We start from the raw sequence: 26,058 nt of genomic DNA on the forward strand, positions 1-26,058 counted from the left end.
AGAACATGACGATGCGGTTTAGTGTGCTGGCCAGCGGCAGCACCGGCAACGCCTTTTACATTGAGACAGACCGCCAGCGCCTGCTTGTTGACGCTGGTTTGAGCGGCAAGCAGCTTGAGGAACTGTTTGCTGAGATCGGCCGCCATCCGGGGCAACTCGATGCGTTGCTTGTCACCCATGAACATAGCGACCATATTAAAGGGCTTGGCGTCCTCGCCCGCAAATATCGGTTGCCGGTGTATGCCAATGAAAAAACGTGGCAGGCGATGGAACAAGCGGTCGGCGACATTCCGGCCGAGCAAAAATTTGTCTTTCCGCTCGGCACTGTAAGGACGTTTGGCGATGTCGACGTCGAATCGTTCGGCGTCTCTCACGACGCCGCCGAGCCGATGTTTTACGTTTTCCATTATGAAGGGAAAAAGCTTGTGCTGCTCACCGATACCGGCTACGTGAGCGAGCGGATCAAAAAGACGATTGAAAACGCGGATGTGTTCGTGTTTGAAAGCAATCATGACGTCGGTATGCTGCGGATGGGGAGATATCCATGGAGCGTCAAGCGTCGCATTTTAAGCGATGTCGGCCATATTTCGAATGAGGAAGCGGGCTTGGCGCTTGCTGACGTGATCGGCGACCGGACAAAGCAAATTTATTTGGCCCATTTGAGCCAAGATAACAATATGAAAGAGCTGGCGCGCATGACCGTGACGCAAGTGTTGGAACAGAAAGGCTTAGCGGTCGGCGCCCGCTTTCATTTGTACGATACCGATCCGCGCCGGGCAACGGCATTGGCGTATGTATAAAGCCCGTTTTGCCGAAACTGAGGAAAACGCGTTTGTTGGATTTTTTCTCCTGTTCATGATTATAATGAGGGATGGAGACGAATGTGGAAAGGATGGCGAGTATGGGATATTACGACGACCATTATGAGCCGTACGGACAAACGAGGAGGAAGCGGCGCAGCGGATCGTTTGTTTCCGCGCTTGTCGGGGCCGTGTTAGGAGGACTCCTCGTCCTCATGTCCATTCCGGCGCTTTCTCGCTGGGATATCCTCCCATATAATGTTGTGCCGAATCAAAGAGCAGAGGAAGAGCCAAAGGAAAATGGAACTCCACCGATTCGGCAGCGTGTTTTCGTTGATGTGACGACGGCGGTGACAAAGGCGATCGACCAAGTGTCAGACGCGGTTGTCGGCGTTGTCAATATTCAAGCAGCGGGCTTCTGGTCGCAAGGAGGCGAGACTGGCGTCGGATCGGGCGTCATTTACAAGAAAGCGGGAGGCCGGGCGTTTATCGTCACGAACCACCACGTTATCGAAAACGCCAGCCAGCTTGAAGTGAGCTTAAAAGATGGAACGAGAGTGCCGGCGAAGCTGCTCGGCAGCGATGTGCTTATGGATTTAGCCGTTTTGGAAATTGACGCGAAGCATGTGAAAAAAGTTGCCCAGTTCGGCAATTCTGATACGCTGAAGCCAGGCGAGCCGGTCATCGCCATCGGCAATCCGCTCGGTTTGCAGTTCGCCGGATCGGTGACGCAAGGTATTATTTCTGGAACGAACCGGACGGTCGAAGTCGATTTGGACCAAGACGGCGCTCCAGACTGGAACGCAGAAGTATTGCAGACGGATGCGGCGATCAACCCAGGAAACAGCGGCGGAGCTCTCGTCAATATCAAAGGGCAAGTCATCGGCATCAACTCGATGAAAATCGCCCAAGAGGCGGTTGAAGGCATCGGGTTCGCGATTCCGATCAACACGGCCATTCCGATCATTTCGGACTTAGAAAAATACGGACAAGTGCGCCGTCCATATATGGGTGTTGAACTTCGCTCGCTAAGCGACATCCCATCGTATCATTGGCAGGCGACGCTTCATTTGCCGCCGAACGTAACGGAAGGAGTGGCGGTCATTCAAGTCGTGCCGATGTCGCCGGCCGCACAGGCGGGCTTAAAACAGTTTGATGTCATCGTGGCGCTTGACGGCGAAAAAATCCGCAATGTGCTTGACTTGCGCAAGTATTTGTACACGAAAAAATCGATCGGCGACCGGATGGAAGTCACGTTTTATCGTGATGGAAAAAAACGCACAGTTACGATGAAGCTGGCGCGCGAATCCTATTAAGCGAAAGCGAACGGAGGGAGCGAAAACGCTCCTTCTTTTTTCCACAAGGAGAGGGGCGAGAATGATGATATTCACATGTGAAGAACATGTCGACATCGCCATTGATCAATATGTAGATGAAACAGAACAGGCGCCGGATCTCCTGCCTGTGGATAACAGCGGAAAACAATGCGATTTTTGTGAAAGACGAGCGGTATATGCTGTAGGAGGATAACCGTTTTTTCACAATATGTGGATATGTATTGTGTATATGTGGATAAATTCTGTTGATAAGCTGTTTATAAGGCAGGGATTGTTTGTGCATATTTTCATTGTCGCTGTGGGTAAATTGAAGGAAAAATATTTAATCGCTGGAATTCATGAATATACAAAGCGGCTGTCCGCGTACGCCAAAATCGACATTATCGAAGTCGCCGATGAAAAAACGCCGGAGCGGGCGAGCGAACTTGAGGAGGAACAAATCAAAGAGCGCGAAGGGGAACGGCTTCTGGCGAAAATCCCCCATGACGCCCACGTCATCGCGCTCGCGATTGAAGGGAAGATGAAATCGTCCGAACAATTTGCCGCCCGTCTCGATGAGCTCGCCACCTACGGCAAAAGCAAAGTGGTGTTTGTCATCGGTGGTTCGCTCGGCTTAAGCAAACAAGTGATGGCGCGCGCCGACGAGACGCTGTCGTTTTCGAAAATGACGTTTCCACACCAGCTCATGCGCCTCATTTTGCTCGAGCAAATTTACCGCGCGTTTCGCATTAACCGGGGGGAGCCGTATCATAAGTAAATGAGGTTTTTTGATTCAGCTAACTCTTTTGCGTATTTTGCATTAATTATAAATAAAAAATATTTTTAGGAGAGGGAATGCAATTCCCTCTCTTTTTTTTTTTTTTTTTTTGATAAATCTCAAATAAAATATTGATAAACCTCAAAAAAAATATTGATGACTCTCAAAAAATGTATTAAAATGTAATTGAATCTAATAAATGAAAGGGGATTGGAAAATGTTACTTGCAGATGAATTGACACTAAAAGAAACAGTTATGAATTTGTATACAAAGGGGAAAAAAGAAAATCAAAAAATCAATGACATAGTTAGTGATATTACCAAAAGATTCAATATTCGGCAACTTTCAGTAGATGAACGGGTAACACTATCTAAAGTAATACTCGAGACACTTAGTGAACAGGATAGAATGGAGCTTGCAAAAAAATTACTAAAGGAACAAGTAGTTGAACAAAGGGAAAAATTATCGATTTGGAGCACACTAACCAGCCAAACTGCTCAAATTGATACAGGATATATTGCACAGCATCTTGTATCACTCGTAACTCAGATACCCGGGCAAGGCATGAGAGGAAAAGGGGATGATTTAATTGATGGGTCTGAGGTTAAATCCGCGAATTTCCTTGATTCATTAGACAAAAGAGGTGCTGTTGCACCAAGGTGGAACTTTACAGCGGTAAATGTAGCGGGAATGGAAGCATTTCTTGAATATGATAAACTTTTTTTGGTATCGATGGATTTTAATACCAACGAGAAGTTTAGGGTTAGAATTTGGAAAGTCAATGTCAAAGAGCATAATGTTTTGAAACAACGATATATTGAATGGATGAATAAACTTGGGTATCCAAAATTTCAAAATACAACAGGCAGACCAAGCGTTAACTTCCAATTATTCCCTCCTAGAAACAAAACAAATGAAAACTTTGCAAGACATGGTAACGGAAGAGAAGATGGATTCCAAAAATTGAAAGTGGAACTTGAAAATACTCAAGGTTCAGAACTAATATTTCATGCCGAAGAAGATATGAATGGAGAAATTCAAATATATAAGTTTAACTAATCAAAGAGGGGTACAAATGTATCCCTCTTTTTTGTGTTTTAAGTAACAACTTCCCTTTATTTTTGTATAGAAGCAATTATTTGATTAATACTAACTGTAACATGTAGTTATTTAAATATAAACTACACGATGAAGGAGAGGTATCTTAGATGAAGGCAACTGGAATAGTTCGTCGTATTGACGATTTAGGAAGAGTGGTAATTCCCAAAGAAATTCGTAGAACTTTACGAATTAGAGAAGGAGACCCTTTAGAAATTTTCGTTGACCGAGATGGAGAAGTAATTTTGAAAAAATATTCACCGATTAATGAATTAGGTGATTTTGCGACAGAATATGCAGAAGCCTTGTTTGACAGTTTGGGTCATCCTGTTTTAATTTGCGACCGCGATATGTTTATTGCTGTAGCAGGTGTTTCTAAGAAGGAATTTCTTAACAAAAAAGTTAGTTCATTAGTTGAAAAAGTGATGGAGGAACGGCAATCTGTACTTCACACGGAAGAGAGTGAAGTGGAAATAGTCGACGGACATACAGAAAGATTGAAATCTTATGCAATCGATTGTCGCAAATGGTGACCCGATTGGAGCAGTTGTTATTTTATCAAGAGATAAGAATTTGGGCGAGGTAGAGCATAAGGCTGTCGAAACGGCAGCAAGATTCTTAGCTCGACAAATGGAGCAATAAAAAAACAAGGGCTTTTGCCCTTGTTTTTTTTATACACCAATAAGTGATTTTAAATGTGCTTTTTGTTCATCAAGATTTCTAGTGGCAGTATACTTTAATCTAATTGCTTCTTCTACTTCCAAGCCGATTTTAATAAATTCGTCGTATATTTTACTTCCTTTTTTAGGGATAGGAATAAGTATACTTCGGAGTTGGTCTGATTTGATTCGATTATGTGAAGATGATGTACCTGCCGTTAAAGATTCAATTTGATTTTGTACTATTTCCATATTTAAAAGTATATAAAGAAGGTATGGATTTAATCCGTGCTTTGGTACCAGAATTTCGAATTCATTTGAACAAACTAGTTGTTTGTCGAAATCCGGTACTACAGCAATCCTTGGGATTCTAGGATTAATTCTTGAAAACAAAACGTCACCTTTATAGCATTCAGTTCCCTTGGAAACAGGTTTAAAATCATTTACAGCATTTAAATCAATTGTTCCATCTGGATTTATGTGCAAGATACTTATATGTTTAATGTTTTCACTTACATGGTGGCGCTTCCTTTTCGGTGATTCAGTTATTGCCCCTAGCTCTACGATATCAAATATTGATTTATCTATTGACTCAAGAATTGCAAGGGTCTTTAACCGATTGGATTTGTAAAAATTAGGAGTTAGAAAATTATCAATCAAATTAGACTCATTCACTAAGGTACAGGATGGTTCTTCGCATAGAATTTCATAATTACTCTTATTTAGTTTCTTTATCGAATTAATGTATATTTTTGAAATCATATACATTTGATTTTGACCTTTTTCAATCTTAACCGGAACTCCTTTTCTTTCCTTTACATCATAACCAATATCATTGCAAATGGACATGAAAATAGTATTTCCAATAGTTTTTTTCTTTTCAAGGTAAATAATAACAGTTTTTGTTCTGGTTCCCGCCTGAGCAAAAGTTACAGCTGGTAAATCAATAATAGCTTTAATATCACAAATTTTTAAAAGTTCTTCTCTAAATTTTGCATAAATGCCTTTTGCAGAAACAACGCTGTCCGGCAAAACAATAACTAATTTGCCTTTCGGCTTTAATAAAGTTACACAACGGTCTAACATAATTAACTCAGAATCAATATTTGTATAATCTTCACTAAGATTGTTAATAATTGTGTAGCGCTTTGAATTTTTTATTTCGGCTATATTATATATAGCTCCGAACGGAGGATTAGTTACAATTAAATCTACTTTCCCTAAGAAATTATCAAGATATGACCCGTTTAAAATACTATTACCATGAAATATATTGGAGATATTTGCTCCCATTAACAACATATTAATTTTTGATAATCTTACCATTCTATCGACTTTATCTTGGCCAATTACACAATTATTTTTTAGGTTATTTATAATAGATTCTTTTTTATGGGGTGGTAAATCTAATTTTTCCACATATTTTATAATATATCTTAAAGGTTCAATTAGTAATGTTCCTACACCACAAGTTGGGTCCATTATAAGGAAATTTCCTTCTTTTTCAACTAATAGCTCTCTAAAGTCTTTGTCATTATACAAATCTGAAAACACCATATCTAGGACAGGGAAAACTACCTCTTGTGGAGTCATATATTGTGCATCTTCTTTATTATTTCTAAAATTATCACGGACAAAGTGTCCAAAACATTCGTTAATTAAATCGAAGTCAGAACTTTCCCCTTCGTTAATTAAATAAGAAAAGTTGATTTTACTAATTTCTTTTACCAGATTTTTTGCAAAATCATTTTCGGAAGGTTGTATGTTTAGGGTTGGATTGGGACCAAAGATATTTGTACCATCATTATTGTAAAACATTTCATCTTTTGAAATTTCTTCGAATAAATCTCTTAGTACTGGTGCAATGTTTTCTCTGAATCCATATCGAGCTTCTGCAATTTCACTTAATTTACCTAAATCAAATCTATTTGTTCCTGTTTTGGACTCATAGTAGCTCATTATCAGTAATTTTACAATCTCGTCCAATTTTGCATTTGAATCATCCAATCTACCATTTTTATGGAACTCTTCTCTAAGGTTCATTAACACTTCATAGAAAATTTCGTATGTAATACCTCTTTTTATACTTTTTATCATTGTTATAGATTCTCCTTTTTTCTTTTTATAACAATAATTAGAATAGCAAAATGTTTGTCCTAGAACAAGATAGACATCTAAAATTTTAGATTAACATCATAACTTCACCCTATGAAAAAACCAATATAAAACCAAAATTCCATATCTCTATTCAGCTCCTTCTTTTCTAATATCATTCAAATAATATATGTCTAAAAAGGGATTAGAAACGGCCTTTTGTAATATTATTTTATTATGGAATATTTTTTAGAGTTTCAGCTGTTTCAATCGTTACCTAAATGCAATAAAAAAGAAAACAAGCATATATTATTAATATGAATGTACATTCCTTAATAAATGCCTCAATTCCTAATTTAGGAATTGAGGCTATTTTTATGATTGGAGGAGAAATAATGAATAATTACACATTCAGCAAACATGAGCAACTAGAATTATTAGAAAAGTCATTTTCGTTAAGACAGCCTGCCAAGCGGGTCAATTTGAATGGCAACAAAAAAAGCAACAAAGAGAAGTTTAATATTGTTAAGAAGCTCGAAAAAGACATAAAGGAATCCAAGGTTTTGGATAATGATGTTAACTCTGTTATAGGACAAATACTAGCGTTTTGTGCATATCCAGAAAGTTTCTTGAAAGGTCGAAAAGAAAGTGTCAGGGAATTGGTTGAGGTTGTCAGTTCCATTATTTATAACCTAGGAGCAATAGAAAATAATAGATTCGTACAGGACATAGCTGTCAAAGAAACAGTAAAAAAACTAAAAAGCATAGAAAAAGAAATAAGAATAAGTTATAGAAGGGATAAGTATTTCACTGATGAGTATTGGGATGATATAGAATTTAAAAAACCATTGAATTCATTGGAGGATATAAAAAAAATAGTGAGGGATAAGTATTATATCGAGCTTGAGAACATAGAGAACAGCATAATATGAATTTGTCAAGAGGTGAATCGGATTTTGTGTGTTCGATTCACCATTTTTATTATTTGCCGCATTTTTATAAATTAGACTATGCAAAGCAATCACATACTAAGGAGGAATGGACAATGATAGATATGACAACAAACATTCAAACAGCATTAAAGGTTTTAGAACCTGGTTATGTAAGTGAAGACCACTACGATGGAGTGCATCCAATTTATCGATTAGCGGCTTACGTTAAACTCGATAAAAACTGGTCCGCGAACAGGCTTGATAGATACTTTCGATATCTTTATAGGAAGTTGTCCAAGTTATCTGTTCGCCCAAACGTCATTTTTATTTGGGACGATAAGATTGTCATTGATTGGTACCCTCGTGGTATTCAGATGGTAATGAACATAGGACAATATGCTGGTCTAGTGCTTCAATTTGCTAAGTTTCTCGATAACTGTCACGTGAAAGGCTTGGAAATTCTGATTGGGTGCTTTGATGATGACCCGGGAGACCCTGTAGACTATGCTACCCATAAGGACATTAACTTTTTCCCCGAATTTAACGCGGAGTGTTTTGGTTCCAACAGACCAATTGAAATTGTTGATTTCAGTTCAGGGTATTGGTGGGAAAGTTCATGGCTGTAAAAAAAGTAAAGCGCCCTGTATTGTCGGGTGAGAAAAAACAGCTTAATGAGTTTGCAATGATGAAACCAGCAAGCGAAAGCCATGTAATATCTTCGGAACCTTCCGAGGATATTACAATCTTCCCCTATAAAATACAGGGAAACGACTTACTTGTATGGGACGACAAGCGAAACGAGTACATTCACGTCTGCAAAGCAGCGAAAATCAAACAAATCACCAGAAACATAGAAAACAAGGATATCACTATCGAACTTGCCTTCTGGGCGTACGACAAATGGGAAGTCATCGAGATAAACCGCGGAGAACTTAACAAGCGAGACTTAAAAAAGTTGGCTTCCAAAGGAATGGACATCATTCAGGATAGTCACGCCACTTATGTGCTAAGTTTCTTAAGCAAGCAAGAAAAAGAGTTTACTCCGATGAATGTGCATACAGGTCTCGGCTGGGAGTTATTAAACGGAGAGATGATGTACAAGCATCATCATTTGATTGGAAATTCCCGAAAGCCTGTTCAGTCAACATATGCCGGAGAATTTAACATACAGCCTAAAGGTAGTATTAATGACTATATGAACCTATTTTTGAAAGAAGTCAAGGGTTATGCGCCTTTAGAGTTCATGTTTTGTGTTGGTCTATCTGCTCTGATTGTTGGGTTTGCAAATCGCTTTGGTATTGCGGATATAGACACCCTTCTCGTTCATTTGGCTGGGAGGGCTACTACCGGAAAAACAACCGCTGCAATGTTAGCAGTTTCGGTTGCAGGCTATCCTGGTGTAAACGGCAAAGGGCTGATTCAAACGTACAACGGTACTAAAAATGCGATGTCTCGCCTCATAGAGGGAAATTATGGTGTTCCGATTGTTTTCGATGAATTTTCGATGAATCAAATGGATGCTCATTCGCTCAGTTCTTTTCAGTATGAATTAGCGCAGAATCGGGGGCGTTTGAGGCTAAATAAGGAATCTGAACTGAAACAGGTGGGAACTTGGGGCACAACGGTGATATCCACTGGTGAGAATTCTATTATCCACAAGCTCAATCAAAACGAAGGATTGCGAGTAAGATTGTTTGAGTTTTCAGGTATTAACTGGACTCGAAGTGCGGAGAATGCTGAAAGATTGAAAGAAGGTCTTATTCATCATTACGGTCATGTAGCTCCCATGATTGCCAAAAAAATGATTGAGTACGGGCCAGAAAAAATTAGTGAAATGCTGAAAGGCAATAAAGAATACTTTAAGACTATATTGCCGGAAAGTCGACTTTTAGACCGTATCGCCGGGAAATTTTCACTCATTTTAACAGCCGCAGAGATTTTTGAAGAAACGTTCGGTATCGAACTGTGCGGTGACAAAATTGTTGAGATGTTGGTTGAACAGGAAAAATCATCAATAAATGAGAGAGAGCCTGGACCGAAATTTTACCAACAAATCAAGCAATTTATCATCCAGTATCGAAAAAATTTCAAGATACCGAACCAACCTGTATCAAACTACCAAGAAATCTGGGGGCGTATTGAAGTAAGCGAGGATAGAACGCTCTGCTTTATACTCCCTCAGATATTCCAACGGATAATGCAGGAGTATAATTATACGGACCAAAGAACACTCATTGATGAATTGAAGAAAATGGGGGTACTTCAACATGATAAAGACAAGAACCAGAAAAGAAAAGTCATCTTTTCTAAAGACGAGGTTCAACTGCGAGAAAAGATGCTTGGGAAGAGTGGGTACTCTGACAAGGGAGATTACACGTACTGCATAGTCTATGAGGAAAATATTTTTAAGGGTTTACTGGACTAGAATATTTCCATCTCCTCCCCCTCTCTCCCTTCTCCCCCTGTATATTCTGATGAAATGTTTAATACTGGGTGGAGCATATTCCTGAAATATTAAATCAACCTATTTTATCGTTTCACTAAAACTGATGTGGGGGAACAGGGGGAGAGGGGGAATTTGAAATGAAAATATATATTATTCATCTGTACGGTTCAGGAGGAGGAATTCAACGTGGTGGATGGAACATCAACAGATTATCAATGTAGCATTATCATTGATATTTTAGCTGACATGGTAATCAACTATCTAGCGAAAAATGAGGATAAACTACCACCAGTTGAGAGCAAGGAGGAAGGTACACATGCAGACTAACATCATGACTCTGACTGAACAACAAGACTTTCAAGAACGTAAGAGGGTTGCCTTGTATGCTCGTGTTTCAACCACTGAGCAAGCAGAGGAAGGATACAGTATTGACGAGCAAATCCGTATATTGAGGCAATGGTGTGAGCGCCAGGGTTATGAGGTATACCGTGAGTATGTCGACAGGGGGATTAGCGGAAAATCCATTCAAGGAAGACCAGCTCTCCAACAACTACTGAACGATGCCAAACAGAAAGCGTTTGACATGGTCCTAGTATGGAAAACGAACCGCTTGTCAAGAAACATCTTAGACTTATTGAAAATCGTTAACCTATTGAAGCAAAAAAATATAGCTTTTAAGTCTTATTCCGAAAACCATGAGACAGAAACGGCATCAGGACAGCTTCATTTTAACATAATGGCTGCCATTGCAGAGTTTGAGAGAGCCAACATAGCCGAGAATGTGAAAATGGGAATGCTGGCAAGAGCAAAAGAAGGAGCATGGAATGGAGGGCAAGTGCTGGGCTATGATACAGTAGAAATTCCTAGTGAAAACCGAAAGAAGAAGTCTACTATGCTCGTAGTGAATGAAAAAGAAGCCCAAACAGTAAGACGTATTTTTCAACTCTATATTGAAGGGAACGGCTACAAATCAATTGCTAATAAGCTCAACAAAGAGGGGCATCGAACAAAGAAAAATAACTTCTTTTCCATTAACGCTATCAAAACAATTCTCACAAACCCCATCTACGTTGGCTATATTCGTTATAACGTAAGGGTAGACTGGAGTGAAAAACGGCGAAATAACATCAACCCCAATCCAGTCATTGTGAAAGGTCAGCATACACCGATTATCAGCGAGGAAGTATGGGAGAAGGCTCAAACTATCATGAGAAATCGGAGCGGGAAGCCTAATCGTATTCACAGCGGGGAATACCCTCTTACTGGTCTTTTGAAGTGCCCTTCTTGTGGAGCAGGGATGGTCCTTGGTCGGACAACCAATCGCAATAAGGATGGAACAAAGCGGGTTCTAGAATATTACGTCTGTGGCGCTTGGAAGAACAAGGGGACGGCTGTTTGCCGCTCCAACGGCATTCGCACGGAATATGCAGACAATTATGTACTGAACAAGGTAGCGATGTTTGCTAACAATGATAATCTTATAAAGGAGATTGTCGAAAAGATTAATCAAGGTTACCGAAGCGTAACAGAACCGCTCCAAAAGGAATATGCAGCTTTGAAGAAAGCCATCGAGGCGATTCAATCCAAAAAAGACAAGGTGTTAGGATTGTATGAAGATGGAGTGTTGGGCAAAGGGGAATTAATGGAACGCTTGGCAAAGCTTAATGACGAAAAGAAACTACTCGATGAACGAATAGCTCCACTCGAACAGCAACTAGGGCAGGTTGACAAGAAGGAAGTATCATTCCAAATGGTTAAGGAAGTCATGCAGAATTTTATGAGTTGCTACAAAGAGTGCATCACCGCTGAACAAAGGAAACGGCTTCTGCACCTACTTATTAATAAAATTACTATTGCTGAGAATAAGAAAATCGAAACAATTCAAATCCAATTGAATAATGAAGTGGTTAGATATTTTGCTAATAAAGGAGAAGGTAAATCATCCGATGAAGATGACTTATCTTCTCCTTTTTCTATTTATTTTGACCTCTAATGCTGAGAAAGACAAGTAAATCTCTAGGGAGTGAATATATATGAAAATCATTGATGTATTTTGGGACTATCTCAAAGGGTATCAACCTCATCTGACTAATGAGGATTGGTTAGTCGATGTGATGCTAATACAGAAGGATGATTTAATTAATCAACAAATAAAGGCTCAAGTTCCGCAAAATATGGAAATATTAAAATGCTATGTTTTCTTTTATGAAAATGATAAATCAACATTGATTTACCTTTTACAGGATGAAGATGGAAAGAAAAATATATCTATCGGTTTATTATGCAACGACTGTTTAGTTCATTCTATTAGTTTAATAAACCAAGATGATTATTCCATGAGGAATAAAGGTGACGGTAAAAATTAATAGCGAGTTTGCAATTCGATTATAAGGGAGAAAAGGTATTGCCCGATGAAGATGATTTCTCTTTTTACTTTATACCAGATATGAAAGGAGGTGTTGAAATTGTCACCAATAGAACTATTTAAGTCTGGAATGATGTTTGGAATAGCTATTTATAGTTTTATCAAAAGGGAAATGTATAAACATGAAAGGAGGTAAAGAGGATGAGGTATTTTGCATTAGGGACGATATTGGGGTTTCTCATCTGCATAGCAGTAGATAATCTGAAAAATTGATACGGAGGAAGGGAACTTGGAAATAATTTCTATAGTTCAAGATGTTTATAAGTTACGACCAAAACTGCCAGTAAAAATGGTCGATTACCTCGAAGAAGAATTTATAGGTCTCTATGAGTATCTTAGCAATGGTGAAAATTTAGAGGAATTCAGCTTGGAAGCTCAACAGTGTATGATTATTTTACAAGAGAAACGAGAAATTCAACGGTTGTTAGAAGAACGATTAGACATAGAGTTTGTCGAAAGAATTGAGCTAGAGTCTTTGAGTGTCTACAGAATCGGAGTCAGAAGGTCAGATGATATTCAGCTTTACTACTGTATTGCAGGGATTTTTGGGAGACAAATAGAGAAAAGTTTGAGAGAATTGGAAGGCGGATGTTTAGACTAAAGAACTACAAAATATATTAATTATATATTAATTAGGTTAAGGTTGTTTTTGGAAAGATGTCACGCATAGGAGAACATAATAATGCTCATACGATACTCTCTCTAGGCTTTAGATACCTATGTGGTAATTTTTATGTACCTAACACAAAAGGAATATTGTTACAATTGATATGATTCATACTTAATTAAATGTGTAAGAAAGGATGAGAATAGATGAGAGATTTACTGAACAAAGACGAAGTGAAAATAGCTGAATTTTGTCAGGAAGTATTAGACCTAGAAAAAGCAAAGCTTCCTGATGAATATTATTATACAAGTGTACCTCTGTGTGTAATTGATTCAGTTTTTTCAATAGGAGTTAGATATGAAGGGGTCAAAAATACCGTAAAGAGATATTGTGAATACTTTGGATTACATCCATACCGATTAGAGCCCGATTATCCAACCCCCTCAGAGCAACAGTCAGTGGAGCATTTTTTACGTTCTTTTGATGAATTAGGATTAGAGGAATTTGTCCATACAGTGTTTAAAAACAGACAAAGAACATCCACTAGAAACGGAATACTAAAAGCTGAAGCGGTTTATAGGTTTTGTAAGGTACTCAATAAGTACGGTGTAAATTATTTACAGGATGTTAAAAAACTATATGGCAATGAGCAATTCGAGGAAGAGATAAAATCAATACCTGGTCAAAAAAGCGGTATTTCGCTTGTTTACTTTTACATGCTAGCAGGAGAGGATAATTGGATTAAACCTGACAGAATGATAATTCGTTTTCTTGAAAGAGTGCTCCAAAGAAAGGTAAAGCTAGATGAAGCACAAACTCTTTTGCAGGCAACCTCTAAGATACTTGCGGAAAAATACCCAAACATGACTCCCCGTTTATTGGATTATCAAATTTGGAATTATGTAAGAAATAATAATCTATAGTGTTTGTTAGAGAGTTTTTGCATATCTCAGTAAAGAGGGAATGATATGTAATTATTTCAATAGGTATCGATTATATGGCGAAGATTTATTGTCTTTACAAGTTATTATAGAAATATAATAACCTCATTTAGATATGTTACGGAGAGCCGTATCATAAGTAAATGAGGTTTTCTATTTCTTAGTTTCATGATGGAGAGAAGACGTTTGATCACAGATTTATTCATTACTGTTGAATACGGGAGATCAAGTTGAGACATTTGGTTCAAATAGCCGTTGCGCCAATGCAGCACAACGGCTATCCTTCATCCATCATTGTTTGTGTCAGGATGAAGCGGCCTCATTTTTTTTATGGAAATCTTTTTCGATTAAGGAATTTTTAGATGATTCACTCATGACGAAATAGGTGATCAAGCTAATAGCGATGCAGCCAGCAACATAGTAAAAAAATGCTGATTCAATGCCCGCATTCTTCAGCCATAGAGCGACAAATTCAGTTGTTCCGCCAAAGATGGCGACAGTCAGCGAATAAGGAAACCCTACACCGAGCGCACGTATTTCTGTCGGGAATAATTCTGCTTTGACAATGGCATTAATGGAAGTATATCCGGTGACAATGACAAGTCCCCCCATCATGAGCAAGAAGGCGATGAACGGATTGGGTGTTTGTTTCATGAATACAAAGATCGGTACAGTTAGCAGTGCCCCAAGGATGCCAAAGCTAATTAAAAGTGGTTTGCGGCCGATTCGATCGGACAGCATTCCGGCAAACGGTTGGAGAACAACAAAAACCAATAGAGCAATAAAATTGATCCAGCTGACGGTTTCTTTGTCGATCCCTACTGAATTGACCATAAATTTTTGCAGATAAGTTGTATAGGTATAGAACGCGACAGTGCCCCCCAGTGTGAGGCCAACAACGGTCAGGACGGCTTTTGGATATTTCATCAACAATTTGAGGGTGCCTGCATGTTTACGTGTTTCTGTGTGCATTTCTGAGTATTGCTCAGACTCGTCCATTGAACGGCGTAGCCATAATACGATCAGCGCGCCGATGGCTCCGATGGCAAAAGGAATGCGCCATCCCCAAGAAGCCATTTGTCTTTCATTCAATATTTGTTGAAGAATAATTTGAACGCCAAGGGCTACCAATTGGCCCGATACAAGCGTTACATATTGAAAACTAGAATAGAATCCCCGACGTCCGCTAGTAGCCATTTCGGACAAATAAGTAGCGGAAGTTCCATATTCTCCTCCTAGTGATATTCCTTGAATCAGCCGGGCTAGGACTAGGATAACGGGGGCCAACATGCCAATGCTACTGTATCCAGGTGTACAAGCAATCACAAGGGAACCGAGAGCCATAATCATAACGGAAAGTGTCAAGGCAGCCCGGCGTCCATGCCGATCTGCATACCGTCCCATAACCCAACTGCCCAGCGGTCTCATCAGAAACCCAATCGCAAAAATGCCAGCTGTGTTTAGCAGTTGAACGGTCATGTTCCCTTCAGGAAAAAACTCAGATGAAAAATAGACGGCAAAAGCAGAATAAACGTACCAGTCATACCATTCAATCAGATTTCCTAACGATCCTTTAAAAATGTTTGCGGTAATGCGTCTGGATGCATGATAGTCAGTAGTTTGCCTCATGTTTCATCCTCCTTGGCTGTGTAGAATTCCACATTTCAGTTATAAATTGTTATTCGACGTCTTCGCTATCAAATCCTCCCAGAAAAAGGGATGCTAGGGAAAAGTTAAGGAGAGCCGCCTAATTTATGCAGCTCCCCCGCATTGGGCCGATACTTTATTTTTGCCGCTTTCTTTCGAACGAAGCAATAAATGATCAGCATAAATGTACGCTTTTTCGATCGACATGGTCCCCTCTGCTTGGAAAAAGTAAAGACCAAAGGACGATGTATAGGAAATGGGACATTTCACCGCCATGTACTCGATCAACACCGTGCTATGGCGCACTGCTTCTCGAATCTCCTCGACAAGCTGGACGCTCTCTTCAAACGTGCGATGACGCAAAAACATCGTAAATTCTTCGCCGCCGCTGCGAAACAAAAAATCGCCCTCTTTGAGAAATTGTTTCAAGGTTGAGGCGAAATGGCGGATCACTTCGTCGCCGACGGCATGGTTATACGTATCGTTGATCATTTTAAAATTGTCGATATCAGCGACGACGACGCCGATCCATTCACCTGATCCGTTTAGCTTGGCGATCGTTTGGTCCATATAGGCGCGGTTATGAACGCCGGTCAGAAAGTCGGTGTAGGCCATTTTTTCGAAGTGGTCGCGTTCTAGTTTATGCCGAATGCTTTGTGATTTGGAAAAGAACGAGCGGCTGACGAAGTAATTCAGCAAAAATAAGCTTAAAAGCATATCCCACCGCTGTTCTTGCAAAAAGAGAAATAACAGACCGTTTGTCAGCGCCGTTTTTCCCATGTCCGTCCAGCTTCTCGTCTTAATAAAATCCAATGCCTCGTGCTTTGTCTGGATGTCGCCGGTTATATAAAAAATGATGATCAGGCAACAGTCAGTCAAAAAGGAAACGACGATGACGAGCAGGAATAAAAGCAACCAGAAGCCGATGACTGGAATAGGCTGAAACAGCGGACCAAGGAGATCGTATAAGGCAAACGCGAGCGAATTGAACGTCACAAACGCACCAATGTTGTATAATGTGTGCAGCCATTCATCGGGTTCCGCTGTTTTCAAATATTTTTTTGCCATATGTTCAGTCAAGCGAAACAACGCTTCAAAGATAAACAGCCCGAACGGGCCGGCAAATAAGGCGAACGATAAACTGTAGTTAATGCCGTAATCAACGGGAATATTGTTTTTTGTTTTGTCGATGACGCGCAAGTGTGAATACAAGCTGGAAAACAGCCAGTAAAACAGCAAGGCGATGACATAGGTGCGATCGAAGGAAGGCGGCTTTGACACAAACACAACAGCAATGGACGCGGAAAAAACGGCAAAAATGATCGGTCGTGCCCGGAGTAACATCACAGCTCTCTCTCCTATAAATCTGACCTCTGACAACTTTGGCGTTGATGGAGTGGTTCCAAAAAGAGGAAGACCACTCACATGCCAGTGGTTTTCAGCCAAAATACGGACTATAGCAGGCGATGGCGAACAGTGAATTTGGAAACTGTCTTTTTATAGAATCAAGATGTTCCCAATTGGAACAAACGAACATATGGTTACATCTATTATAGTACTATATACACAATTGTGAAAATAGACGAAATGGCATTGTTTTTCGTCTTTTTTCCACAAAATTTGACATATATTGAGTGAAAGCTGGCTCAATTCAGCTGGATCGTGCTTGTTTCGTTGAATGAAACAGGAAGCAGATCAATCATTGTTGATTGTTCCAGTACAGCTAGCGCGATTGCAGCGTTGTCGGCGATGGAAAGGGTGGAAATATCGTATTGCCGAATCCGAATACGATTGCGGCAGCCGAGTTGTTTGGAGCTGCTCTTTTTCCCGCTTATGGCGGCTAGGGTCGTTCGGTCAGCCATGGCTTGTTCGTTGCAATAGTATGTTGGCGATTTGTTTGCGCTCAGAGGAAGTAGCGCTTCGGTTGGCGAACAACATGATAGTGGAGGCTGCTGTCATCTTTTATGCCAAGACGGGCGTTTCCGATGACTTTTCGTTTCCAAGGTTTGGATAGGGATAAAAGAGGAGGGAAAAAGAATGAGAATTGTCATAGCCCCTGATTCATTCAAAGAAAGTCTGTCTGCGCTCGAAGTCGCCAAGGCGGTCGAGCGTGGATTTCGCGAAGTGTTTCCAGATGCGGAATACATCAAAGTGCCGATGGCCGATGGCGGGGAAGGAACGGTGCGGTCGCTCGTTGACGCGACCGGCGGCTGCATCGTCGAAACAGAAGTGACCGGGCCGCTCGGAGAGCCGGTGCGGGCGTTTTTTGGCTTGCTTGGTGATGGAAAGACGGCGGTGATTGAGATGGCTGCCGCCTCAGGGCTACACCTTGTCCCGCGCGACCGGCGCAACCCGTTGGTGACAACGACGCGAGGGACAGGGGAGTTGATCCTTGCAGCGCTGGATGCAGGCGCCACCCATCTCATCATCGGTATCGGCGGCAGCGCGACGAACGACGGTGGGGCCGGCATGGTGCAGGCGCTCGGGGGGCGGCTTCTGGATCGAGACGGCCGCGACATCGGTCCGGGCGGCGGCGCGCTGGCCGATTTGCATGCGATTGACCTTTCCGGACTCGATCCACGCCTTGCGTCAGTTCGCATTGACGTGGCATGCGACGTCGACAACCCGCTCACCGGGACGAACGGGGCGTCGGCCATTTTCGGTCCGCAAAAAGGGGCGACGCCGGACATGATTGCGGTTCTCGACCGGAATTTGGCGCATTACGCTGACGTCATCCGCCGCGAACTCGGCAAACAAGTCGGCGACATTCCCGGCGCTGGTGCGGCGGGCGGTTTGGGAGCAGGGCTGCTCGCGTTTCTTCCGGTCAAGTTGAAGCGCGGCGTCGAGATTGTAATCGAGACGGTTCAGCTCGCAGAGCGCGTCAAAGACGCTGACTTGGTCATCACCGGCGAAGGGCGGATCGATGAACAGACGGTGTTCGGCAAAACGCCGATCGGCGTCGCTAAGACAGCGAAACAGTTCGGTGTTCCGGTCATCGGCATCGCCGGATCGTTGGGCGACCACAGCGCTGTCGTGCTGGAGCATGGCATCGACGCGCTGTTTACGATCGTTCCAGGCGTTGTGTCATTGGAAAAAGCGCTGGAGCAGGCAGAACATTATGTGGCACAAACGGCGCGGCATATTGCTTCTGTGTATCGTCTCGGTCAAATGAAAGGGACATCTTCCTCTTAAGCGGGGAAGATGAAGGGATTTCTCCATGGGTGAAATCCTATTGTTGATCGGCATGTTCTCTTCAGCCTTCCCTTCTTGGGTCGGCAATAGACAAAGGTGCTGATTTGTGCTGCCCACAACCTCCTCAAAAAAGCCGCTAAGGACAAACCATCGTCCCTAGTGGCATCAATCAGGGAAGGAATAAAGGCGGAATCTCCTTTTATTTAGCCAAATTAGGTAAAAACAAAGAGGAGCTGACTCCAAACGTCGGCGTTTTAGCGGATGTTTGGGTCAGCTCCTCCTTTTTTGTATGTTGTGACTCATTGGCTGAGGAGGTCAGCCGTTTGTTTGCCTGCCCGCGGCCATGAAGCGATCGCTTCAAGCGCACCGTGGATCGTGAAGCGGCCGAATCGGTGCGGCAAAATAAAGTGGTCGCCTTGGCGGATCGCGTATACTCGCTCATTATGAACGAGTTCACCTTCACCTTTCAGGATGCTGACAATAAGAAACGGTTTCGTCTGTTCTGACGTGAACGCATCATGGACGTCCCATTTTTGGACGCCGAAGTAGTCGCCTTCCACGAAGGTTGTCACCGTCGCACTCGGAAATTCGGCGACATGAGGGCGGACATCGATGTCGCGGTGCGGGACGGTTGTGACGTCAATCGCTTTTTCTAGATGGAGCTCCCGCTTCCGCCCTTGGCTGTCGACGCGGTCGTAGTCGTAGACGCGGTAGGTCGTATCCGAGCTTTGCTGCGTCTCAAGGACGAGGGTCCCTTCGCAAAGGGCGTGGATCGTGCCGCTCGGGACATAGAAGAAGTCGCCGGGGCGGATCGACACTTTCCGAAGTAAACGATCCCATTCCCCCGCCTCCATCATCGCGCGCAGCTGCTCTTTCGTTTCTGCATAGTGGCCGTAAATGAGCTGAGCGCCCGGCTTGCAGTCGATGATGTACCAGCACTCCGTTTTGCCGAGCTCCCCGCCTTCATGCATTTTCGCATATTCATCGTCCGGGTGGACCTGGACTGACAAGTCGGCGTTGGCGTCTAAAATTTTCGTCAACAGTGGGAAGCGGTCAGACGGGAAGTGGCCGAACAAATCGCGGCGTTCCTCCCATAATTGTCCGAGTGTCATCCCCGCAAATGGTCCGCGCGCGACAACTGTTTGCCCGTGGGGATGGGCGGATACGGCCCAACATTCTCCGGTTTGCGAAGACGGAATGTCGTAGCCGAATCGTTCGGCGAGCTTCGTGCCGCCCCAAATCCGTTCTTGAAAGACAGGAGTGAGAAAAATTGGTTCAAAGTCCATGCGTCATCCCTCCTGAACACATCGTGCACCATGCAATCGGTCTCTACTGTTCATCTTACCATGAAATGCGCCGGCGGCAAATGAAAACAATAAAGGGTTAGGAGCATATGTTCCTAACCCTGTAGAAACTCAAGATCCGGCTTGTTAATCGCGACGATGTTCCGTTGGCATCGCCTATGTGCTAGCTTCATGTCGCGTCCTCAAGTTCAATGCGTGCGAGCGGCTGTTTCGCCGGCCCTTCGACGACGTCGCCATCGATGGAGAAACGCGAGCCATGACAAGGGCAGTCCCATGTCCGGTCGCCGCTGTTCCACTCCAGCTCGCACCCCATATGGGTGCACGTCGTGTCGACGACATGGAGCACCCCGGCCTCGTCCTTATAGGCGCCAGCCCGCTTTCCGTTGACCGAGACAACCGCCCCTTCGCCGCGCGCCAAATCTTGCGGCCGGCGGACAACCGGTTCGATCTTTCCCTCCAGCAAATGTTTGGCGACGTCAAGGTTTGTCGTGAAAAACTGCTTCATGCTTGGATCAGCGTAAAAGCGCGAGGGGGAGTACAAGTCTCGGTATCGGTTGTCGCGTTCGAGGATGAGGTCAGACAAAAGCATTCCGGCGACCGTCCCGTTCGTCATCCCCCACTTCCGGTATCCTGTCGCGACATAAATGTTTGGCGTCCCTGCCGTCATTCGGCCGATGTATGGCACTTTGTCCAGTGTCGTCAAATCTTGGGCGGACCAACGGTAACGGATGTCGCTCACCGTAAACAGCTGCGAAGCGAACGAGGACAGCGCCTCGTAATGACGCATCGTCGGCACGCCTTGGCCGGTTTTATGGTTTTCGCCGCCGATCAAGATGAGCGTCTCGCCGCCTGCCGCTGCGGAGCGGATCGAGCGTTTGGGTTCATCGGCGCTTAAATACATGCCGCCCGGGTACGGTTCAGCGATCGTCACTCCCAATACGTACGACCGTTCGGCGTACATGCGCGAAAAGTAAAATCCGCCGTCGTAAAACGGAAAGTGAGAACAGACGGCGACATGGTCGCACTCAACCTGTTTTTTGTCTCGCGTAATGACCGTCATCCTTTTCCCTTGTTCAATATCCGCCGCTGGTGTGTGTTCGTAAATGGCGCCGCCAGCCTGTGTAATCGAATCAACGAGCTTGGCTAAATATTTGAGCGGGTGGAACTGTGCCTGCCGCTTCATCACGACTGCTGCCGCCACCGACAGCGGGAGCGGGATCGACTCAACGAAGGCGCCGTCAATGCCAAGCCGTTCGTAGGCTTCCCATTCTTTTACAATTTTTTGGAAAGAGGAGGAAGATGTCGTATAAATATAGGCATCTTGCTCGCAAAAGTCGCAGTCGATTTGTTGTTCTTCGATCGTGCGGCGGATAAACTGGAGTGCGTCCATGCAGGCGTCATAATAGAGCCGCGCCTTTTCTGCGCCAAAATGATTGAGAAACTCATCGTAAACGAGATCGTGTTGGGCGGTGATTTTTGCTGTCGTGTGGCCGGTCGTGCCGTTTAGAAGCCGATCGGCTTCCAGAAGGGCGACGCGCGCCCCTTGCGCCGACAGCAAATAGGCCGTTGTAATCCCGGAAATGCCTCCGCCGATGATCGCGACGTCGACGGAAATGTCTGCATCAAGCTTCGGAAATGATGGAAGCGAAACGGAGTCGCGCCAGTAAGGCTCTACGATGGAAGGAAGGGACGACATGATTACCTCCTCCTTGCATGTCAATGTTGTCTTCTGTAGTTTTCCTTTTGCAAGATAAACTATTCCACATATCCACAACGGTTTTCTTTTTTTGGCAACCATCCGCAAGGAGAAGGAAAGATGGTACAATAGAAAAAGAGAATCAAACTGTTTTGCAAAAATAATGTCAAAGGAAGATCGGGAGTGAATAAATATACAAATTCGTTTCATGAACGCCCCCATGCGCTGGCAGACAGCCTGATTTTAGAGCATTACAGTTTAAGTGAACTCAATTTTGAGACGGTCAGCCATTACCGCGAGCGGTTTGCTCGAGTGAAACCGGGCCATCCGTGGAACGGGCTCGAGACAAAAGAATTTTTGTACAAAATCGGCGCGTGGGGCAAGCTGCGCGACAGCAGCAAAGAAGGGCTGACGCTCGCGGGATTGTTGATGTTCAGTGAGGAGCGGATCATCACTGAGGTGTTGCCGCAATACTTTTTGGAATATCGAGAGCACGCTGACAGTGAAGCGGCAGGATGGATGAAGCGGTTCACGTCGCAAGACGGCACATGGTCCGGCAACATTTACGATTTTTATTTTCGAGTGCTTGCTGAGCTGGAGCGTCACGTTTGGGCGAATGAAGGGAGGGCTCTGCTTGGAGAGGCGCTCGTCAACGCGCTTGTGCACGCCGACTACGGAGAGGAAGGCGGCATCACCGTCGAAAAGGAGGATAGCTCATTTCGCTTTGCCAACCCGGGACGGTTCCGTATCCCGATTGAAGCGGCCATGGCAGGGCATACGAGCAATTTGCGCAATCCGAATATTTTTAAAATGTTTTTGCTGATCGACGTATGCAAACGCGCGGGATCGGGCCTTAAGCGAATGCGTGATATGCAAGAACAGGCGCTTGTCTGTCCGGTTGATATCTCGCAACAAACGAATCCGGACCGTACCATCGTTGTGTTGTGTCCGCTGTTATTTCCAGCTGAAATTAGCGCAACAATGGAAACAGAACCGGATGGACAGATGGAACAGCTGGAACCCGAATGGCTGGATCCGGACAGCGGACAGGAAACCGAGAGCTTCGTAACTAACGAACCAAACTCCGTAAATACGAACAAAAACTCTGTTAATAAGAAACCGAACTACAGAAATAAGGACAAAAACTCCGTAAACAGCGGCTCGGACTCCGTAAAAAAAGGCCTGAACTCCGTAAATGAACTGTCGAACTTCGTAAATAAAAACTCGGAGTCCGTAAATAACTTGTCTAACTCCGTAAACAACGACATCCGTATGCATGACAGCAACGAAAAAGAAGAAATCATTGAAGAACGGCTATGGAAGATGGCAGAATTAGCAAGGCGAAAAAAACGGTTGGCTCCAGCGGTCATGGAACAATTGATCGTTCGGTTATGCCGCGAGCGGCCGCTGCGTCTGAAAGAGCTAGCGGAGCTGCTCGAACGGACGCCGGATGGATTGCGCAACAATTATTTAGGAAAGTTATTAGAGGAAGGAAAAATCCGCTTAAAGTACCCGGATCAGCCCAATCATCCGCGCCAAGCCTATATGGCGGCCGATGAATGAAAAGGTTGGAGGGTGAAAGCGGATCATGATCCAAACGGAAATACAACGGTCGGGAGGATGGTGTCTGCGATCGCACATGTCCTGCTTTTTGTTTCTTTCGTGATGGTTTTATGCCAAAGAGGGTGTCCCGCAAGGATCGGGACACCCTCTCTTTTGATCGGACTTGTCATCCCGCTTGTTTTTCTTCAGAGTGGTCATGCTGGCGACGGTGCATTCCTTTGGCGAAGTATACTGCCGTCAAAAGCAACAACCAAGCTGGGCCGATGATCAAGGCGATGCGCGTATCCGGGAAGTAGGCCATTAAAGCGGCAACACCGATCAAAAAGGCAAGCGACACGTATGAGCTGTACGGATAAAGCGGAAGTTTGAACGTGAGACGTTGTGCTTGTTCCGCGCTCAATTGTTTGCGGAATTTCAGTTGGGACAGCAAAATCACCGCCCACGTCCAGATGGCGCCGAATGTGGCGATGCTTGTTACCCATTGGAACACTTTTTCTGATACGTAGTTCAAATATACGCCGACAAGCATGACAAGCGCAGTGGCGATCAAGGCGGCGCCCGGAATGCCGCGTTTTGTCAGCTGGCCGAATGCGCTCGGCGCTTCTTGTTGTTCGGCGAGGTTAAACAGCATCCGGCTTGTGCTGAAAATGCCGCTGTTGCACGACGACAAGGCAGCGGTCAAGACGACAAAGTTGATGATGCCAGCCGCGGCGTGAATGCCGATTTTTTCAAATGTCAGCACGAATGGGCTGCCTTTTTCGCCAATTTCGTTCCACGGATAAATGGACATGATGACAAACAGTGCGCCGACGTAGAAGATCAAAATGCGCCAAAAGACGCTGTTAATGGCTTTGGTCAACGATTTTTGCGGGTTTTTCACTTCCCCGGCCGTTACGCCGATCATCTCGATGCCCAAATAGGCGAACATGACCATTTGCAGCGACATCAAAACGCCGCTGATCCCGTGCGGGAAGAAGCCGCCGTGCTTCCAAAGATTGCTGATGCCGGTGGCGACGCCGCCATTGCCGATGCCAAAGAGGATCATGCCAAGGCCGATGATGATCATGGCGATGATCGTCACGATTTTGATTAACGCAAACCAAAATTCAAACTCCCCGTACGCTTTCACCGCAAGAAAATTGATGAATGTCATAAGCACCAACGCGGCAAGCGCCCACGCCCAGCGCGGCGTGTCCGGGAACCAAAACTGCATGTAAATGCCGACGGCTGTAATTTCGGCGATGCATGTGACCACCCATAAAAACCAATAATTCCAGCCGGTCAAGTAGCCAGCGAGCGGACCTAAATATTGATAAGCATAGCGGCTGAACGAACCGGCAACTGGGTGTTCGACTGCCATTTCCCCTAGCGCGCGCATGATGAAAAACATAATGGCGCCGCTGACCGCATAGCCAAGCAAAATCGCCGGCCCGGCCATCTCAATAGCGGACGCCGAACCGAGGAACAAGCCGACGCCGATCGCCGCGCCGAGCGACATGAGCGAGATGTGCCGTTCTTCCAATCCCCGATGCAATTGCCGCTGCTTTTGCTCCATTGTTTCTCCTCCTTTTGATAATAAATAATATTTTTCGAAAAAGCATTTTTGAAGCGCTTACATTATAATACTAACCGATAGATAAAGAGGTTGTAAATGAGCAATGTTTTCAAGTTATTATATAATAAATAATCTGAATAGTATTTAAAAATACATAAATTGCCTTGGCATCTTGTCATTTTGTACAATGGGAAACACAGAATACGCTACTCTGTGGAAAGGGGGATGCGCTGTGGAGGAACGGGAAGCGACATCATTTTTGGAACAGCTGCGGCAAGAAGGGCTACTCACCGAATCGATGCGTCCGGTCTGGGAAATGATTTTGCCGAGGCGGTTGAAGCGAATGTATGAGGTTCTCAACGAGCGCACCCGCTATATTACCGTCTTGATCGAAGCGGTCGATGACTCGCATAATCAAGCAGCGGTGTTGCGGACAGCTGAAGCGTTTGGCGTTCAAGACGTTCATATTGTGACGGGAAAGGCGCCGTTTTCACCGAACCGGCTTGTAACGCGCTATGCCGATCAGTGGCTGACGCTTCACCATAAGCCAGATATCAAAACGGCCATTGCCGATTTAAAAAAGCAAGGGTATCAAGTGTATGCAAGCTATCTTGGTGAGGGGACGATTCCGGTTTCCGACATCGATCTATCTCAACCGACAGCGCTGTTGTTTGGCAACGAGCATAGCGGCGTGTCAGAAGAGGCGCTTCGCTTGGCGGACGGAACGTTTGTCATTCCGATGTACGGCTTTGTGCAAAGCTTTAACATTTCCGTCGCCGCCGCGTTGGCGCTCTATGATGTCACCGAGCGGGCGCGTCGCCAGGCCGGCCGACACTACTATTTATTGCCTAGGGAGAAAAAGGCGTTGTATGAACAATGGATGTGGCAAACGTTAAACCCACGCATTCGTAAACAGTTGCAGCAACAAGGATTTACAATACAAAATGATGGAGGACAGCCGGGCTCCTTTCAATAGGAGTCCGGCTCTTTTCTATATGATGGAA

Annotated in this window: 22 protein-coding genes and 1 pseudogene; 17 read left to right on the forward strand and 6 right to left on the reverse strand. The window is 44.1% G+C overall.

The features are described 5' to 3' along the window. Positions 1-5 precede the first annotated feature (5 nt). The 6 genes and pseudogenes from N685_RS0105260 (at position 6) to spoVT (ending at position 4,635) form a co-directional block, all read left to right on the forward strand. Complete coding sequence (locus tag N685_RS0105260) at positions 6-800, forward strand: MBL fold metallo-hydrolase (RefSeq protein ID WP_031406450.1); 795 nt, start codon at positions 6-8, stop codon at positions 798-800. Between the two features lie 101 nt (positions 801-901). Then, positions 902-2,116, forward strand: a complete 1,215-nt coding sequence (locus N685_RS0105265; RefSeq protein WP_031406452.1) for a S1C family serine protease — start codon at positions 902-904, stop codon at positions 2,114-2,116. 61 nt (positions 2,117-2,177) lie between these two features. Next, positions 2,178-2,330 (forward strand): CxxH/CxxC protein, encoded by a 153-nt coding sequence (locus tag N685_RS18880; RefSeq protein ID WP_084177467.1) that lies wholly within the window; start codon positions 2,178-2,180, stop codon positions 2,328-2,330. An 84-nt stretch (positions 2,331-2,414) separates the two neighbouring features. Continuing rightward, on the forward strand, positions 2,415-2,894 hold the full coding sequence (gene rlmH, locus N685_RS0105275) for a 23S rRNA (pseudouridine(1915)-N(3))-methyltransferase RlmH (RefSeq protein WP_031406454.1): 480 nt from the start codon (positions 2,415-2,417) through the stop codon (positions 2,892-2,894). Positions 2,895-3,111: 217 nt separating this feature from the next. Then, positions 3,112-3,954 carry a MamI family restriction endonuclease gene (locus N685_RS0105280; protein WP_031406455.1) on the forward strand — a complete coding sequence of 281 codons (843 nt, stop codon included), beginning with the start codon at positions 3,112-3,114 and terminating at the stop codon, positions 3,952-3,954. Positions 3,955-4,103: 149 nt separating this feature from the next. Beyond that, positions 4,104-4,635 (forward strand): annotated as a pseudogene (gene spoVT, locus N685_RS18270) (stage V sporulation protein T). A gap of 29 nt (positions 4,636-4,664) precedes the next feature. On the opposite strand, the gene N685_RS0105290 reads toward spoVT, so the two are convergent. Beyond that, positions 4,665-6,749 carry an N-6 DNA methylase gene (locus tag N685_RS0105290; RefSeq protein WP_031406457.1) on the reverse strand — a complete coding sequence of 695 codons (2,085 nt, stop codon included), beginning with the start codon at positions 6,747-6,749 and terminating at the stop codon, positions 4,665-4,667. A 314-nt stretch (positions 6,750-7,063) separates the two neighbouring features. Between N685_RS0105290 and N685_RS0105295 the strand changes: the two genes are divergently transcribed. From N685_RS0105295 to N685_RS0105330, 8 genes are all read left to right on the forward strand, one after another. Next, positions 7,064-7,678 carry a hypothetical protein gene (locus N685_RS0105295; protein ID WP_162176091.1) on the forward strand — a complete coding sequence of 205 codons (615 nt, stop codon included), beginning with the start codon at positions 7,064-7,066 and terminating at the stop codon, positions 7,676-7,678. A 113-nt stretch (positions 7,679-7,791) separates the two neighbouring features. Beyond that, positions 7,792-8,304, forward strand: coding sequence for a hypothetical protein (locus N685_RS0105300; protein ID WP_051870794.1), 513 nt, complete (start codon positions 7,792-7,794; stop codon positions 8,302-8,304). Then, positions 8,295-10,103, forward strand: coding sequence for a DUF927 domain-containing protein (locus N685_RS0105305; RefSeq protein ID WP_031406462.1), 1,809 nt, complete (start codon positions 8,295-8,297; stop codon positions 10,101-10,103). The genes N685_RS0105300 and N685_RS0105305 overlap by 10 nt, the downstream gene beginning before the upstream one ends. A 207-nt stretch (positions 10,104-10,310) precedes the next feature. Then, positions 10,311-10,451: a hypothetical protein gene (locus N685_RS19485; protein WP_156961378.1), complete on the forward strand. Its 141-nt coding sequence runs from the start codon at positions 10,311-10,313 to the stop codon at positions 10,449-10,451. Continuing rightward, complete coding sequence (locus N685_RS0105315) at positions 10,441-12,117, forward strand: recombinase family protein (protein WP_051870795.1); 1,677 nt, start codon at positions 10,441-10,443, stop codon at positions 12,115-12,117. The genes N685_RS19485 and N685_RS0105315 overlap by 11 nt, the downstream gene beginning before the upstream one ends. A gap of 40 nt (positions 12,118-12,157) precedes the next feature. Continuing rightward, complete coding sequence (locus N685_RS0105320) at positions 12,158-12,490, forward strand: hypothetical protein (protein ID WP_051870796.1); 333 nt, start codon at positions 12,158-12,160, stop codon at positions 12,488-12,490. A gap of 288 nt (positions 12,491-12,778) precedes the next feature. Continuing rightward, complete coding sequence (locus N685_RS0105325; RefSeq protein ID WP_051870797.1) at positions 12,779-13,150, forward strand: hypothetical protein; 372 nt, start codon at positions 12,779-12,781, stop codon at positions 13,148-13,150. Between the two features lie 212 nt (positions 13,151-13,362). Continuing rightward, positions 13,363-14,079, forward strand: a complete 717-nt coding sequence (locus N685_RS0105330) for a hypothetical protein (RefSeq protein WP_031406470.1) — start codon at positions 13,363-13,365, stop codon at positions 14,077-14,079. A 321-nt stretch (positions 14,080-14,400) separates the two neighbouring features. On the opposite strand, the gene N685_RS0105335 is transcribed toward N685_RS0105330, so the two are convergent. Then, the gene (locus N685_RS0105335) at positions 14,401-15,726 is read right to left on the reverse strand and encodes an MFS transporter (RefSeq protein ID WP_031406472.1); all 1,326 of its coding nucleotides are present in this window, start codon (positions 15,724-15,726) and stop codon (positions 14,401-14,403) included. A 123-nt stretch (positions 15,727-15,849) separates the two neighbouring features. Continuing rightward, positions 15,850-17,088 carry a GGDEF domain-containing protein gene (locus tag N685_RS0105340; protein WP_031406474.1) on the reverse strand — a complete coding sequence of 413 codons (1,239 nt, stop codon included), beginning with the start codon at positions 17,086-17,088 and terminating at the stop codon, positions 15,850-15,852. Between the two features lie 693 nt (positions 17,089-17,781). On the opposite strand from N685_RS0105340, the gene N685_RS0105350 reads away from it, so the two are divergent. Beyond that, on the forward strand, positions 17,782-18,936 hold the full coding sequence (locus tag N685_RS0105350; protein WP_031406478.1) for a glycerate kinase: 1,155 nt from the start codon (positions 17,782-17,784) through the stop codon (positions 18,934-18,936). Between the two features lie 299 nt (positions 18,937-19,235). Here the strand turns inward: N685_RS0105350 and manA are convergent, their stop codons facing one another. Then, a complete protein-coding gene (gene manA / locus N685_RS0105355; protein WP_031406480.1) occupies positions 19,236-20,222 on the reverse strand; it encodes a mannose-6-phosphate isomerase, class I in 987 nt (328 codons plus the stop codon). A gap of 187 nt (positions 20,223-20,409) precedes the next feature. After that, positions 20,410-21,936 carry an FAD-dependent oxidoreductase gene (locus tag N685_RS0105360; protein WP_031406482.1) on the reverse strand — a complete coding sequence of 509 codons (1,527 nt, stop codon included), beginning with the start codon at positions 21,934-21,936 and terminating at the stop codon, positions 20,410-20,412. Positions 21,937-22,119: 183 nt separating this feature from the next. Here N685_RS0105360 and N685_RS0105365 point away from each other — a divergent pair, with 183 nt between their 5' ends. Next, positions 22,120-23,499 (forward strand): ATP-binding protein, encoded by a 1,380-nt coding sequence (locus N685_RS0105365; protein WP_031406484.1) that lies wholly within the window; start codon positions 22,120-22,122, stop codon positions 23,497-23,499. Positions 23,500-23,665: 166 nt separating this feature from the next. On the opposite strand, the gene N685_RS0105370 is transcribed toward N685_RS0105365, so the two are convergent. Beyond that, positions 23,666-25,054, reverse strand: coding sequence for an amino acid permease (locus N685_RS0105370; protein ID WP_031406486.1), 1,389 nt, complete (start codon positions 25,052-25,054; stop codon positions 23,666-23,668). 232 nt (positions 25,055-25,286) lie between these two features. Between N685_RS0105370 and N685_RS0105375 the strand changes: the two genes are divergently transcribed. Continuing rightward, the gene (locus tag N685_RS0105375) at positions 25,287-26,030 is read left to right on the forward strand and encodes a TrmH family RNA methyltransferase (RefSeq protein ID WP_031406488.1); all 744 of its coding nucleotides are present in this window, start codon (positions 25,287-25,289) and stop codon (positions 26,028-26,030) included. The last annotated feature ends 28 nt before the right edge of the window (positions 26,031-26,058 follow it).

This window comes from Geobacillus vulcani PSS1 (assembly GCF_000733845.1).
Classification (GTDB): domain Bacteria; phylum Bacillota; class Bacilli; order Bacillales; family Anoxybacillaceae; genus Geobacillus; species Geobacillus vulcani.